The following is a 15,033-nucleotide window of genomic DNA, read 5'->3' as shown; positions in this document are numbered from 1 at the left end:
CGCAATCACCTGATGAAACACATTCGCAGTCTCACTGATTCCCGCGCTGTTGAAAGCTGGCGGCACGATTGAAGCTGATGGCTGATTCCTACTCGATTGGACGAAGCTCAACTGGAAAACAAACTAAGTTCAGAGTACAACCTTTAGGTTGCTGTGAGAGGCCGCCAAGCTAAAGCTTGGACTCTGAACTCTAAGTATCCGGTTAGCTCTGGCGCAGTCTCCGCGCGTTCTGGGATGCGCTCTGGCTGCAACCACTGAGATGGCGGATGAGATGATTCAAGACCTGCGTTACGGCGTTCGAATGTTGGTGAAGCACCCCGGCTTTACTTTCGTGGCCGTGGCGACGCTGGCACTAGGCATCGGCGCCAACACAGCCATTTTCAGCCTCGTCAACTCCATTCTGTTACGTCCGCTGCCGGTGGCCGATCCGGCGCAGGTAGTCTGCGTCTCGTCGGTGAACAGACAGGGCGCCGGCCTTGGGCTCTTCTCCTATCCCAATTACAGAGACTTCCGCGACAATAACGAATCTCTGTCGGGGCTGGCCGCGCACCGGTTTGCTCCGATGAGCTTCAGCGGCATCGCAGACAAAGAACGCAACGATGAGCGCAGCAACGAACGAATCTGGGGCTACCTCGTCTCGGGCAATTACTTCGATGTACTCGGTATCAAAGCCGTCCTGGGCCGCACTTTTTCTACGGAAGAGGATCGCACGCCCGGCGCGCATCCTGTGGTAGTGCTGAGCCACCGCTGCTTTGAGCGGCGCTTCGCCGCGGATCCCTCCATCGTGGGCCAAACGATCACCTTGAATGGGCGCCAATTCACCGTCATCGGGATTGCGCCTGAAGGTTTCACCGGCACCGAACTCATCTTCACGCCGGAGATCTGGGTGCCGAGTATGATGCAGTCGTGGATCGACCCAGGAGCGGGCGGCTTGGAACAGCGCGAGAGTGTTCAATGGTTCACCGTCGGCCGATTGAAGCCTGGCGTGAGCGTGGCTCAGGCTCAGACGGCGCTCAACGCACTTGCCACCGAGCTGGCACGAGAGCATCCGCAGACGAATGAAGGGATGACCATCCAGCTCACTCCTCCGGGTCTGGTGATTCCGGCCGCTCGCACTCTAGCGATCGGTTTTGCCGGGATGTTGATGGTGACGGTCGGGCTGGTTCTGCTGATTGCTTGCGCCAATCTGGCGGGCTTGCTACTGGCGCGTGCGACTGAGCGACGCCGGGAGATTGCAATTCGTCTGGCGCTCGGCGCCAGCCGTTGGCGGCTTGTGCGTCAGTTGCTGACCGAGAGCGTGCTGCTGGCGGCAGCGGGCGGCGGCCTGGGGTTGCTGCTCGCCTTTTGGATATTGGAATTGATAGTGGCCTGGAAACCATCTTTGGACTTCGCGGTCACCATTGATTTGCAGATGGATGTGCGCGTGCTGAGCTTCACACTGCTGCTGTCGCTGGTGAGCGGAGTGCTGTGCGGGCTGATCCCCGCGTTGCAAGCGACCAAAACCGATCTGGTACCGGCGCTCAAAGACGATGCCTCAATTTCCGGCTATCGCCGCTCCGGGTTGCGCAACGGCCTGATTGTCGCGCAGGTCGCTTTATCATTCGTGCTGCTTGTTGCCGCCGGTCTGATGGTTCGCAGCTTGCAACGCGTACAAGTGCTCGGGCCGGGATTTGAGACCGAGAACCGCGTGGTGATGTCCGTTAACCTGTCGCTTCAAGGCTACGACGAAGCAAGAGGACAGGAGTTCTACCGGCAGCTCATCGCGCGCGCCGAGTCACTGCCCGGAGTATTGTCGGCGTCGGTCACCAGCTTTCTGCCGCTCAGCCTTCACTACGTGGGCGTCCCGATTTATATAGAAGCTCCGGCGTCAGCGCGCGGCGCCGGCGTTTCCGAAGCGATGCAAGGCAGCGTCGCCTTGAATTACTTCTCGACGATGGGTATTCCACTCATCGCAGGGCGCGATTTCACGGAGCAAGACAAAAAAGATGCGCCGCCTGTTGCGATCATCAACGAGACCTTCGCGCGGCGCTTCTGGCCGGGTCAAAACGCCGTCGGGAAGCGATTGAGCACCGGCGGGAGCGAGGGGCCGCTCATCGAAGTCATCGGTGTCGCTAAGGACGGGAAGTATTTCAGCCTGAGTGAAGAGCCGAGAGCATTCGTGTACCGCCCGCTGCTCCAAAACTACGTTGGGGGCGCCAACAATGATGGGACACTCATCGTTCGCACCGCGGCCGGCGCCAGCGCGATCATCGCCGCTGTGCGCCGCGAAGTTCAGCAACTGGATGCGAGCCTTCCCGTCTTCGATGTCAAGACCTTGACCGAACACATGCGGCTGTCGCTGTTTCCGCTGCGCGTTGGCGCTGCCAGCGCGGGCAGCTTCGGGCTGCTCGCGCTGATGCTGGCAGCTATCGGCATTTATGGTGTGATGGCCTACGCGGTCAGCCTGCGCACCCGTGAGATCGGCATTCGAATCGCGCTCGGCGCGCGGGCGGGTGATGTGCTTACAATGATAGTGCGACAAGGCATGGCGTTGGCTGCGATCGGACTGGCCATCGGCTTTGCCGCGGCTCTGGCCCTGACTCGTCTGATGTCGAGTGTGCTTTACGGCGTGAGCGCAACCGATGCATTAACATTTGTGGTGGTCTCCCTATTGCTGACGATGGCGGTCCTCGCCGCTTGCTATCTCCCAGCGCGGAGTGCGACGAAAGTTGATCCGATGATGGCACTGCGGCACGAATGAGAATCGGGGTTTCTGGTTCAGAGTTCAGGGTTCGGGGTTCAGGGTTCAGGGTTCAGCGTTCAGGGTTTCTGGTTTGTTCTTTTGGTTTGTGGTTTTCGAACTCCAAGCCCAGGTCACGCCGCACGTCATTGGGCACTGAACCCTGAACCCTGAACCCTGAACCAGAAACCAGAAACCCGAAACCCGAAACCAGAAACCCTGAACTCCTTGATGGGAGGATGAAATGATTCAAGACTTACGTTACGGCGTGCGAATGTTGTTCAAGCACAAAGGCTTTACTCTAGTTGCCGTGGTCTCTTTGGCGCTCGGCACTGGAGCTAACACAGCGATCTTCAGCCTGATTAATACCGTTCTGCTGCGTCCGCTTCCAATAGATGAGCCGCGGCAACTAGTCTCACTCAACAACACCGAGGAGAACCACGCGTTCGCGTTCGCCTCTTTTTCTTATCCAAACTACAAAGACTTTCGCGATCGAAACGATGTGTTTTCCGGTCTCATTGGTTACCGCTACGCGCCGTTGAGCCTCAGCCACGACGGCATCAATGAACGAGTGTGGGGCTACCAGGTCACCGGTAATTATTTCGAAGTGTTGGGCGTCGAAGCGGCGTTGGGCAGGGTGATTTCATCCGATGATGACCGAACGGCGGGCGCACATCCGGTGGCAGTGATGAGCTACAAATGCTGGTGGCAGCGTTTCGGCGGCGATCAAAACATCATCGGCAAAGACGTGATCGTGAATGGCCGCAGCTACATGATCATCGGCGTTGCGCCCAAGGGGTTTTACGGGACTGAAGTCGTCTCAGCGCCGGAGTTGTTCTTCCCGATGGCGATGCAGGCGCAAATCGAAAGCGGCGCCCAGTGGCTGGACAAAAGAAATGTCGAAAACATCTTTGTGCAAGGCCGGCTCAAACCCGGCGTCTCGATGACCCAGGCGCAAACGGCGATCAACGCAATTGCCGCGCAGCTCGAACGCGAGTATCCGGAAATCAATGAACGCAAGCGAGTCGTGCTGTCATCTCCGGGTTTTATCGGGCTTACAATGCGCGGCCCGGTATTGGGGTTTGTAGGATTATTGATGGCGGTAGTTGGGATGGTTCTGCTGCTGGCCTGCATCAATCTCGCCAATCTGTTGTTGGCGCGCGCGGCCGAACGCCGCCGGGAAATCGCCGTGCGCCTGGCGTTGGGAGCGAGCCGCTTCCGGCTCGTGCGGCAACTGCTGACTGAGAGCTTGCTGCTGGCTTTGGCTGGCGGCGCGTTGGGACTGCTGCCGGCCTTCTGGCTGGTCAATCTGCTGATGGCTTTCAGACTGCCGGTCAACGTTCCGGTGGCGATTGATCTGCACATCGACTATCGCGTGTTCATCTTTACCCTTCTGCTCTCGCTTGCGACCGGCGTGCTGTTCGGATTATTGCCGGCGCTTCAAGCGACCAAGACTGATCTGATGCACGCGTTGAAGGATGAAGCCTCATTCGGAAGTCATCGCCGCTCGTGGTGGAAGAGCAGTCTGATTGTTTCTCAGATGGCGTTGTCTTTGGTGCTGCTGGTGGGCGGAGGCTTGATGATGCGCGCGCTCGAGCAGGCGCAAACAATCAACCTCGGCTTCGATCCGAATAACGCCGTTGAAGTGTCGTTCCATCTGCGATTGCAGGGTTATGAAAGCGCGCAGGGCAAGGAGTTTCAAAAGCGATTGCTCGAACGGGTGCGCGCTTTGCCCGAAGCGCGGTCCGCCGGTATCGCCGATCTGGTCCCCGTCGATCTCCACTTCTCGCGCGCCGCTGTTTTCATCGAGGGCCAGGCCGTTCAACGCGCCGCGAACACGCCGACTGCGATGCGCAATCGCGTAACGCCCGGATATTTCGAAGCTATGAGCACGCGTCTCCTGCAAGGCCGCGACTTCACCGAGCAGGACGATGAGAAGTCGCCCCCGGTGGCGATCGTCAACGAAACCTTTGCGCGCCGCTTTTTCTCCGGAGAAGACCCGATCGGCAAGCGCTTCAGTCTGGGCAGTCCCGAAGGGACGAAGACTCAGATCATCGGGGTTGTCCAGGACGGCAAGTACGCAGGGTTGGGCGAAGACCCGAAGCCATTCGTCGCCCGCCCGCTGTGGCAGTCGGACGTTGGATCGACGAGCGTGATAATTCGCACCGACGGCGATTCGCAAAGATTGATCGCCGCAGTTCGGCGTGAAGTCCTTGAATTGGATTCGCACATTCCGATGTCCAGCGCCACGCTGGTCGAAAAGATGAATCTGCCGTTGCTTCCGGCGCGCATCGTGGGATCGGTCCTGGGCGGCTTCGGGTTGCTGGCCTTGGTGCTTGCAGCGATCGGGATCTACGGCGTGATCTCTTATGCGGTGTCGACGCGCACACACGAGATCGGCGTTCGCATGGCGTTGGGCGCGCAAAAAGCCGATGTATTGAAGCTGGTGCTTGGACAAGGAATGAGGCTGACGTTGATCGGCGTGGCGATCGGCTTATCGGCGGCGTTGGTCTTGACGCGATTGATGAAAACGGTGCTGTTCGGCGTGAGCGCGACTGATCCAATAACGTTTGTCGTCGCGTCGTTGCTGCTGGGTGTGGTGGCTTTGGTGGCGTGCTACCTTCCGGCGAGGCGAGCTACGAGAGTGGATCCGATGGTCGCGCTACGTCACGAGTAGATGAGCCTCGATTCTCGCGAGCGGAGGTTCGAGCAAGAAACTGTCAAGGCGGTGAGCGCGGATAGCGGCTCAGACAAGGCATTGAAGGCGCGAGCATCGCGCGTCAACCATCCGAAGCGCGCGCTCTCACCGGGAAAGTGTGCGCCTTTCGTGTGAATTCAAAAGGGAAAACGCTGCGATGCGTGTCACTCGAGTTCACAACCAATTGACGCAATCGCGAGTTACGATTATCGTGGACGTATGCAGGCTGAGGTTCAATAAGTCTGTCGCGCCTAAGGCTGCGAGGGAACGCCAACCATATGTCAACCAGTCAACTCGAAACCGAGCGGTTACTCGACGCCGCGTTGCAGATGTCGCGGGCTGAGCTGGAACGATTTGTCGCGAGACTGTTCGCTCTAAAGGCGAGACAGGAAGCGCCGAGTCTGACGCCGGGAGAGTCGGAGTTGCTGATGAAGATCAATCAGGGAGTGCCGGTAGAGGTTCAACGGCGTTACGACTCGCTGATGAGGAAGCGCCGCCGCCACAAGCTGACCAGAGCAGAACATCGCGACCTATTGGCGCTGACGCGAGAGATCGAGTGCCACGATGTCGAGCGTCTGAAGCGGTTGTCCGACCTGGCGCGGTTGCGAGGACTTTCACTGCCCGACCTGATGCGGGCGCTCGGCATCGAGGCGCCGGAACCGGACTATGCCTGAGTCGCGCACGCGCGCGGAACTGCGGCGTCTTACAATGACTCGCGCGCAAGACTGCTGTGAGTATTGTTTGAGCCAAGCCCGCTACTCGACCCATCCTTTCGTCATTGAACACATCATCCCCAGAGTCCGTGGCGGCCTGACGACCGCGTCTAACCTCGCGCTGTCTTGTCAGGGCTGTAACAATCACAAGTACACCAAAACCAAGGCGCGAGATCCGTTAACTAAGAAGCTTGCGCTCCTGTTTCACCCTCGCAAGCACACGTGGACGGATCACTTCACCTGGAGCGCCAACTACAAGTTGATTCTTGGTCTCACCCCGATAGGACGCGCCACGGTGGAGGCCTTACAGCTAAACCGCGCCGAGGTTGTCAATCTGCGCAGCCTCCTTTTCGCGCACGGTGAACACCCGCCCGTTGGCGTATGATCCGAACGGGTCAACGACAGGGCGCCGTTCGCATTCTCAAGCTCTGCGGCTTCGAGGCTACTTCTTGGCGCTCGAGTCCAGAAACTTTATCGCTCCCTCGAGAACTTCATGTCTTCCCTCACGAATTCCTGCTTCGAAGCCTCTTTTCATCAGACGAGATCACCGCGACAAGCAGACGGAAGGAGCAAAGCGCGATGGGCAAAAAGGCAATCGCGGGAATGAAGTTGGTCGACACCGGAAGCGGCCAGTCGAGTCAGAGGCCGGAGGTCAGAAGTCAGACCCTTGATTGGACCCGACTAACGTGCCTTCGCGGGAACTCTCCTGATGTAGATCGGCAAGCTATTGTCCGGTGTATATCTTTCATAACTGTTCATGAGCTCGTGCAACTCCGGATATCTTTCAATAGACAGTTGCCGGTCGAGAAAGCCAAGTTGATCAACGATGTACTTAGGCTGAGTCTGTTCCATATCTCGCGCGAGCTCCGTACGCGCGGCGGCGGTCAGGTTCGCGTAGAGAAGTGACCGGTATTCTTCCTTGCCGTATTGCACATCAGCAGGTATACCCGTGAGCGGTGGCGCAGCCAGGTATCCGGAGGCTGGAAGCAACCCTGACCGGTAGTAAATCTCAGGCCAGTTACCCCAGATGAAAAGATAGTCGGATGACCCGTTAACCGCGCGCGTGCGTGGCCCGCCTTCGCGGATGCTTTCTACGCCGACACGATCCACAGTGTTAGCCGGATCAGGTATGTCCCTGACCATTGCAGCAACTATTCGCGCTTCACGGTTGAGAACACTGTTCTTGCCACGCACCCAATCAACGGCGAGCCCCGCAGTCTCGCTGTGAGAACGTACGAGCGTGTAGAGAAAACCGGTGATCAGCACTGTGATCGCAGCTCCCCGCAATAGTCGGTTGCGCGCTCTCAGGTGCATGTTAATGACAACGAGGCCGCGTGCGCCGATCAAGCATAAGCTCGGCAACACTTGAAAATAATAGTGGGCAAAGAACCGCCCACCGGTGGCGACACCTGCGAAAGAGACTGCAAACCACATGAGGAGCGCTGCGTCTGATGTGAATGTGCGGCAGGCCGTGGCGTTGAATCTTGAATCATCATCCGCTTGAACCTCATCCGCGCTTCTTAGTTGCCGCCCCCTCGCATATCGCCACACTTGCCGGATAGTGACCGCGGCCATAACGACTAGCGTGATAAACAGCGTGTTGTTAATCAAGAAATAGTCTGTCCCGTATCGAAGGAAAATGACGCCCGCTCTCGACACCGGATAGTAGCGAGCATAGCTAGAGCTCAAGTCCCACACGTAGAGCTTATAGCGGGAGAGCGATTGCGTTGCTGCGATGTAAAGCAAGAAAGGCAGCGAAGTCAATACGAACCCTGCGACGGTTAGCGCAATTGGTTTCGATGCGGCGCCAATGTATTTGATCACACTTAGGCGACTGGCTATCGTTGTGCCTGCGCGGATCTCACTCTCTCTGACCTTCCAAAGGACGGCAGCGATCAGAAAGAGAGCAAAAAAGATGAGGTCGAAAATGGCTTTAGGGTTGATCTGAGATGCCACGCCGACCATCGCACCGCCGGCAAAGGCGAGCCAAATTGAGCGGTCGCGCGTTGAGCCGGGGCGAATGAAATCAGCGCCTGATCGTATGAGCAGGTATGCGCCTGCCGCATAAAACGGCATCATCAGAAAGTCGGTGTTGAGGCTTTGCATGTCGCCGCTTATGTAGGTGGTGCTGAACACTGAGAACATCACAGCGGCTGTCAGCCCGGTCGGTTTGTCGTAGAGCCACGAGCCGAACAGATACAGCACCACTGAGACAACCACCGCGTAGCAGATCGTGAATAGTCGAATGGTTATGATGTGAGCGCCGAAGGTTTTGAATAGCCCCGCGTAGAGAAGCGGGAGACCAGGTGGCTTATCAAAGAACATTTCGCGATAGAGTGCTTTGCCGCGCAGAATCTCTTCGGCTGCGGTGAACCATAGTCCGTCATCCTGGTAGAGGTCTCCCGCATAGAAGATACGCAAAATGAAGGAGACCGCTGCGATTCCTATGAAGCACTTGACGATGGTTGCGGGCGAGTATCTATTGACCGATATACCAGCCGAGTAAGAAGAGTCGTCGATCACGGGCGCCTATTGTATCATCCCGCGCAGCCTATGAGTGGAATCCTGTTGATGGAGCTTGCCGAGTCGGGAGGTGTGTTCGCGGTAGTGGGAATTTCTTGTCCCGAAAGCGACCATCTTCGGCTTACCCTTCAGTGGGTCGCTAAATTCAAACCTCGACTTTTCAATGATCTGTGGTGTTTTAAGACATGGCACAGAATTTGGTCTCTTTGCGCAGAATGAGCGTAGCCTGTTGTGTGCCGGTCCGGCGGCGGCGCCCGATTGCGAATGAATGCAGTGTGAATATGAATCGAGAATTTCGGTTTCGCGGGAAAGAGATCGGTCAGGAGAAAGAAAATGATTCGCGATCTTGGCAGGACAACGCCGAGAGCGCTCGGGTTGTGATCGTAACTGAAACGATGGCGCGCCGTGTGGCCGGATCAGAACCCATTGGGCAAGCGGCTCGCCATGGCGGAAGGCAGAGGCATGAGCCCGCTCATGGAGGTGGTTGGAGTCGCCAAGGACGGGAAGTACCGAACCGTGTTCGACCGGCCGCGCGCGAACATGTTTTTGCCGCTGCTTCAGCAGTATCAGGCTGAAGCGGCGATGCACGTGCGCGCCGCAGGCGATCCGTCAAAGCTCATCGGCGCGGTTCAACACATGAAGTGAGTGTGTTGGACAAAACCTGCCGTTGTTCAAGGTATCCACTATGTCGGCGCAGATGGACTCCGCGCTTGCGCCGCCGTTGCTGGCCGCGCGATTAGTCGGGGTGTTTGGAGCGCTGGCTCTAGGGCTGGCGGCGGTCGGAAACTACGGTGTGATGGCCTACGCGGTCGCCCAGCGCCCGCGCGAAATCGGCGTGCGCATGGCGCTCGGCGCGCAGGTGGGCGATGTGTTGAAACTCGTCATCAAGCAAGGTATGAACCTGACCCTTATCGGCGCCGGTCTGGGACTTGCGGCGGCCTATGGCTTGACGAGACTGGTCGCGAGCTTTCTCTATGGCGTGAGCCCTACCGATCCGTTGACGTTCGCGGTCATTTCGCTGATGTTGACAGGGGTGGCTCTGGGAGCCTGTTTCGTGCCAGCCCGCCGAGCGGCGAAGGTCGATCCGATGGTTGCGTTGAGATATGAATAATGGTTCCGAGTTCCGGGTTCGTGGTTCCGGGTTAGGGTTTCTGGTTTCTAGTTTCTGGTTTCTTGCTTCTGGCATCTCCTTTCTGATTGTTGGTTACGAGCCTGGAACCAGAAACCAGAAACCCGAAACCCTGAACTCGGAAGCCTGAACCCTGAACTGCGAGGTTTCAGATGGAAACGTTGTTGCAAGATCTGCGTTACGGCGCGCGAGTGCTGATGAAGAAGCCAGGGTTTTCTCTGATTGCTGTCATCACGCTCGCTTTGGGCATCGGCGCGAATACTGCCATCTTCAGCGTGACCGACAAACTGCTGATCCGGTCGCTGCCCGTTGAGGAGCCGCAACGACTCGTGCTGATCAACTCCGTCAGCGTGAGCCCGCATTTTGTCAGCAACCTGTTTTCTTATCGTGACTTCAACGACTACCGCGCGCAGAACGAAGTCCTCTCCGGTCTGCTTACCTTTACCAGGACGCAGTTGGAATTGAACACCAGGGATCAGATTGAGAGGGTGGAGAGCGAGTATGTGTCGGCTAATTACTTCGATGTGCTCGGTGTCAGCACTGGGCACGGCCGCTCGTTCTCTCCCGAAGAAGACAGGACGCCGGGCACGCAGCCAGTGGTGGTGGTGAGCGACGCCTTCTGGCACAAACGCTTCGGCGCAGATCCGAATCTGGTCGGCCAGACCATCACGCTTAACGACTTTCCTCTGACCGTGATCGGCATTGCCCCGCCGGACTTCACCGGGATGATCCTCGAAGACCCAACCGAGATCTGGGTTCCCGCGCTGATGCATCCACAGCTTGCTCAATCGAAGTTCATCGAGAATCGCCAGGTCCGCTGGCTGTTAATGCTGGGACGCATCAAGGACGGCATCAGTCAGGCGCAAGCGGAAACGCGAATGGACCTGCTGGTGCAACAGATCAAAGAGGCCAATACGCCGCCGGGGGTCATCACCAAAGGTCTGCCGTTCTCCGAGCAACACATCAAGTTTGAGCCGGGCGGCCAGGGCATTTCGGCTCTGCGGAACCGCTTCTCATCGCCGCTCAGATTGCTGATGGCGGTTGTCGGCCTGGTGCTGCTGATCGCTTGCGCCAACGTAGCTGGTTTGCTGCTGGCGCGCGGGGTCGCGCGGCGCAAGGAGATGGCTATCAGGCGGGCAATGGGCGCAAGCGGATGGCGGCTGGCGCGGCAACTGCTGACCGAGAGCCTGCTGCTTGCGGCGGCGGGCGGCGCTGCGGGACTGCTGCTTGCGCCCTGGCTGGTGGCGTTGTTGGTGAAGACGCAGGCTAGGCTCAGCCTCGCACAGGGGCTTTTTGGCGAAGGGCTCGATCAGCGTGTGCTCGCCTTCAGCGCGCTGACCACCCTGCTCGCCGGAGTCGTGTTCGGTGTCGTTCCGGCATGGCAGGGCGCGAAAGCGGATCTCGTCCCCGCGTTGAAGGAAGAAGGCGGCCTCTCCAGTCAACGCGAACACCGATTGAATCTCCGAGGCCTGCTTGTCGTTGCGCAGCTCGCGCTGGCGGTGATCGTGCTGATCGGCGCCGGACTGTGCATCAAGAGTCTGAGAAACCTTCTTGCGATCGATCCCGGCTATCAGACTGAAAGCGTGCTGGTCGCGCCGCTCGAACTGGACGAGAAGAAGTATGACGAGGGGCGCGGTCGCGCGTTGCAGCAGCAGATCATTGAACGGTTGTCCTCGATACCGGGAGTCGACGCGGTGAGCTACGGGCTTATTATGCCACTCAGCGGCAGCCGATATATGAACAGCATCTTCGTCGAAGGCCGGCAGCCGCTTCCGAACGAACAGATGGCCTTCGACGCCAATTTCGCCGGCCCGCGATATCACGAAACAATGGGAATACGGATGGTCGAGGGGCGCGGCTTCACGGAGCTGGATCGCAAGGGCGCGCCCGGCGTTGTGATCATCAATAAGGCGATGGCCCTGAACTTCTTTCCTGGCGAGAAGGCACTGGGCAAGAGATTAATGTTAGGCACGAATGCACCTTCGCTGGAGATCATCGGCATCGCAGCTGACATCAAGCATCACGACCTGACAGAAGCGCCGATCCCGCATTTCGACTTGCCTGCCTTGCAGCGGGACTATGGCGCTTACACCAACATCGTCGTCCGCGTGAGAGGGCGAGCGGCGGATTCGATCTCAGCGGTGCGCGAGGAGCTGCGCGCGCTTGATTCTTCGTTGCCGGTTTCCGACATCAAGACGATGTCCGACCAGATAGGCAATGCGCTGGCAGCCATGAGTCTCGCTTCGACGCTCATCGGAGTTTTTGGACTTGTCGCGCTGCTGCTGGCGGCGATCGGGCTTTACGGCGTCATGGCTTACGGGGTTGCGCAGCGCACCCGCGAGATCGGCGTGCGAATGGCGCTCGGGGCTCAAGTTGGGGACGTGTTGACGCTTGTTATCAAAGAGGGCATGAAGCTCACGATTGTGGGAGTTGCGCTCGGGCTCGCCGCCGCCTACGGGTTGACGCGATTGATTGCGAGTTTTCTGTATGGCGTGAGCCCGACCGACCCGGTGACCTTCACGATCGTTTCGCTGGTGTTGGCAGGAGCGGCTCTGGGAGCCAGTTTGGTTCCTGCCCGCCGCGCCACGAAGGTGGACCCGATGGTCGCACTGAGATATGAATAGGTTCAGGGTTCAGGGTTCGTGGTTCAAGGTTCACGGTTACTCGTTTATGGTTTCTGGTTCCAGTCTCGTAACCACAATCAGAAAGGCGATGCCAGGAGCGAGAAACCAAGAAACCAGAAACCAGAAACCCGGAACTCTGAACCCGGAACTCTGAACCCTGAACTCGGAACCTGGAGTGATTATGGAAACAGTGATGCGAGACCTGCGCTTTGGCGCACGAATGCTTCTGAAGAAGCCCGGCTTCACCTTGATTGCCGTGTTCACGCTCGCACTGGGCATCGGAGCAAACACGACTATTTTCAGTTTCGTCAATGCGATTCTCCTGCGTCCGCTGCCGTACAAGGACGCCGATCGGCTGGCGGTTCCCATCTCCTTCAATCCTTCGCGCAACTCGGACGACGCCGGCATCACATACGCCGATTATCTGGACTGGAAGAATGAAGGCGTTTTCGAGCACGTAGCGGCGCTCAACCTACTGAGTTCCGCTGACCTGACGGGCGGGGATGGCGAGCCGGAACGAGTGCGTGTGGCGGCGGTATCCGAAGATTACTTCTCGGTGATGGGCAGCGACGCTCTGCTGGGTCGGACGTTTCTTCCTGAGGACTACAACCCTCCCGGCCCAGCGCGCGGATTGATCATCACGTACGGCTTGTGGCAGAGACGCTTCGGCGGCGATTCGAGCATCGTAGGCCAGAAGATCTATCTCAATGGACGTCCGTATCCGGTCATCGGGGTGATGCCGCGGGATTCGACCTGGCCGGCAGACCGCGACGTTATCGCGCCGCTGGCCGTCGGACCCAATCCGGGTCCTGATCTGCTGCGGCGCGACAACATGATCTTCTCCGGTGTCGCGCGATTAAAACCGGACGTGCTTACTGCACAAGTGAACGCCGCAATGGCGGCCATCGCCGCGCGCCTGGAGCAGGATTACCCGGAGTCGCGGCCGGGGTGGAGCAACCGCATCGTCAACCTTCGCGATTATGTCGTCGGCAAACAAACGCGGACTTCGCTGCTTATCCTGCTCGCGGTCGTCGGCTGCGTGCTGTTGATCGCGTGCGTCAACGTCGCCAACCTAATGCTGGTGCGCGCCGCGGCGCGCGAACGCGAGATGGCGATTCGCCTGGCGCTTGGCGCGGGCCGATTCAGATTGATCAGGCAACTACTGACTGAGAGTCTGCTGCTGACGATCATCGGCGGCAGCGCCGGCTTGTTACTGGCCGTCTGGGGAATTGATCTGCTGAAGTCGATCGTACCGGGCGATACGCCCAGACTGGCCGGGGTCCAAATTGACGCGGGCGTGTTGTTATTCGCCCTGTCAGCCTCGTTGGCGACGACGGTCATCTGCGGCCTGATCCCCGCGTTACAGTCTTCAAGCGCCGATCTTCAACTGGCGCTCAAGGAATCGTCGCGCAGCGCCACGGGCGGCAGGCGCAGTCGGTTCGTCCGCAATGCGCTGGTGGTCTCTGAGTTGGCGCTGTCGCTCATGCTTCTGATCGGCGCAGGTCTGGCGATTCGCAGCTTCATGCGCGTGCAGCAGATCGATCCGGGATTCAAAATTGATCGCCTCATTACGATGACACTCAACGCTCCCGGTGTGAGATACCGCGACCAGGGGCGCGTCACTGCTTTTTACAAGAGCGTCGTCGATAGTGTTAGCGCCGGCCCCGGCGTCGAGTCGGCGGCCGTGAGTTCGGCGCTGCCCCTGGGCGGCGGTGGTTTTTACCTGGGCCGTGTGTTCCTCGTTGAAGGCCAGCCGCAGCCGCCCGCAAGCTCAGACTTCCCAGCGTCGTGGAACGTCATCAGTCCCGGTTACTTCGCGACCACGGGCATTAGGCTGATCAAGGGTCGTGACTTTGATGAGGGCGACCGCGCCGAAAGCAACAAGGTAATCATCATCAACGCGACGATGGCGCGGCGGATGTTCGGCGAGGACGACCCGCTCGGTAGACGCATCCGCTCGTGGCGCGATGAAGACCAGTTACGTGAGATCGTCGGCGTGGTGGAAGACGTGCGCTACTTCGGTCGCGATGATGATTTGCGCGGACTGGTCTATGTGCCGCATGCACAGGACGCCTGGCGGTCGATGGCGCTGACCGTGCGGACGCACGCGGATCCGGCGAGCATATCGAGCGCCATCCGCAGCCAGATCGCCTCCGTGGATAAAGAGCTAGCCGTCGCCAATCTCGAAACGATGACTACGATTCTCAACCGCTCGGTCGCGCCGCGCCGAGCGATCATGCTCCTGCTCGTTGGCTTTGGCGTCATCGCGGCGCTCCTTGCAGTTATCGGGATCTATGGCGTGCTCTCTTACACGGTCGCCGGTCGCGCGCAAGAGATCGGCGTGCGAATCGCGCTGGGCGCGCGGTCGAGCGATGTGCTGCGGCTCGTGATCGGGCAGGGCATGAAGCTGACGCTCGTGGGCGTCGGCATCGGGGCAGTTGCGGCATTTGCGCTGACCCGCTTCATGGCGAGCTTGCTCTATGGCGTTAGCGCGACAGACGTGGTGACATTTGTCGCTGTATCGCTCCTTTTGACGGTAGCGGCTCTGGCAGCTTGCCTTGTGCCGGCTCGCCGCGCTACGAAAGTCGATCCGATGGAGGCGCTGCGGTGTGAGTGATATTCTCTCT

Annotated in this window: 9 protein-coding genes; 8 read left to right on the top strand and 1 reads right to left on the bottom strand. The window is 58.8% G+C overall.

What is annotated here, in order from left to right; translation table 11 throughout:
* Positions 1–271: 271 nt before the first annotated feature.
* From AABO57_14775 to AABO57_14760, 4 genes are all read left to right on the top strand, one after another.
* Complete coding sequence (locus AABO57_14775; protein ID MEK6287000.1) at positions 272–2,740, top strand: ABC transporter permease; 2,469 nt, start codon at positions 272–274, stop codon at positions 2,738–2,740.
* A 223-nt stretch (positions 2,741–2,963) separates the two neighbouring features.
* On the top strand, positions 2,964–5,396 hold the full coding sequence (locus AABO57_14770) for an ABC transporter permease (GenBank protein ID MEK6286999.1): 2,433 nt from the start codon (positions 2,964–2,966) through the stop codon (positions 5,394–5,396).
* Positions 5,397–5,695: 299 nt separating this feature from the next.
* Positions 5,696–6,091, top strand: coding sequence for an STAS/SEC14 domain-containing protein (locus AABO57_14765; protein ID MEK6286998.1), 396 nt, complete (start codon positions 5,696–5,698; stop codon positions 6,089–6,091).
* A gap of 67 nt (positions 6,092–6,158) precedes the next feature.
* Positions 6,159–6,515: an HNH endonuclease gene (locus AABO57_14760; GenBank protein MEK6286997.1), complete on the top strand. Its 357-nt coding sequence runs from the start codon at positions 6,159–6,161 to the stop codon at positions 6,513–6,515.
* Between the two features lie 296 nt (positions 6,516–6,811).
* On the opposite strand, the gene AABO57_14755 is transcribed toward AABO57_14760, so the two are convergent.
* A complete protein-coding gene (locus AABO57_14755; GenBank protein MEK6286996.1) occupies positions 6,812–8,653 on the bottom strand; it encodes a glycosyltransferase family 39 protein in 1,842 nt (613 codons plus the stop codon).
* 462 nt (positions 8,654–9,115) lie between these two features.
* On the opposite strand from AABO57_14755, the gene AABO57_14750 reads away from it, so the two are divergent.
* The 4 genes from AABO57_14750 (at position 9,116) to AABO57_14735 (ending at position 15,023) form a co-directional block, all read left to right on the top strand.
* Positions 9,116–9,298 carry a hypothetical protein gene (locus AABO57_14750; protein ID MEK6286995.1) on the top strand — a complete coding sequence of 61 codons (183 nt, stop codon included), beginning with the start codon at positions 9,116–9,118 and terminating at the stop codon, positions 9,296–9,298.
* A 40-nt stretch (positions 9,299–9,338) separates the two neighbouring features.
* Positions 9,339–9,764 carry an FtsX-like permease family protein gene (locus AABO57_14745; GenBank protein ID MEK6286994.1) on the top strand — a complete coding sequence of 142 codons (426 nt, stop codon included), beginning with the start codon at positions 9,339–9,341 and terminating at the stop codon, positions 9,762–9,764.
* 170 nt (positions 9,765–9,934) lie between these two features.
* Positions 9,935–12,406 carry an ABC transporter permease gene (locus tag AABO57_14740; protein MEK6286993.1) on the top strand — a complete coding sequence of 824 codons (2,472 nt, stop codon included), beginning with the start codon at positions 9,935–9,937 and terminating at the stop codon, positions 12,404–12,406.
* Positions 12,407–12,587: 181 nt separating this feature from the next.
* A complete protein-coding gene (locus AABO57_14735) occupies positions 12,588–15,023 on the top strand; it encodes an ABC transporter permease (GenBank protein ID MEK6286992.1) in 2,436 nt (811 codons plus the stop codon).
* Positions 15,024–15,033 lie beyond the last annotated feature (10 nt).

Source organism: Acidobacteriota bacterium, from assembly GCA_038040445.1.
GTDB lineage: Bacteria > Acidobacteriota > Blastocatellia > UBA7656 > UBA7656 > Onstottus_A > Onstottus_A frigus.
The sequence above is the reverse complement of the archived record's forward strand: the minus strand, read 5'-3'. Positions and strand labels throughout refer to the sequence as shown.

What these genes read in the sequence shown, in the direction of transcription:
- AABO57_14740 (MEK6286993.1), top strand. Translation starts at nt 9,935, where the DNA reads ATGGAAACGTTGTTGCAAGATCTGCGTTACGGCGCGCGAGTGCTGATG.
- AABO57_14775 (MEK6287000.1), top strand. Translation starts at nt 272, where the DNA reads ATGATTCAAGACCTGCGTTACGGCGTTCGAATGTTGGTGAAGCACCCC.
- AABO57_14735 (MEK6286992.1), top strand. Translation starts at nt 12,588, where the DNA reads ATGGAAACAGTGATGCGAGACCTGCGCTTTGGCGCACGAATGCTTCTG.
- AABO57_14745 (MEK6286994.1), top strand. Translation starts at nt 9,339, where the DNA reads ATGTCGGCGCAGATGGACTCCGCGCTTGCGCCGCCGTTGCTGGCCGCG.
- AABO57_14765 (MEK6286998.1), top strand. Translation starts at nt 5,696, where the DNA reads ATGTCAACCAGTCAACTCGAAACCGAGCGGTTACTCGACGCCGCGTTG.
- AABO57_14770 (MEK6286999.1), top strand. Translation starts at nt 2,964, where the DNA reads ATGATTCAAGACTTACGTTACGGCGTGCGAATGTTGTTCAAGCACAAA.
- AABO57_14750 (MEK6286995.1), top strand. Translation starts at nt 9,116, where the DNA reads ATGAGCCCGCTCATGGAGGTGGTTGGAGTCGCCAAGGACGGGAAGTAC.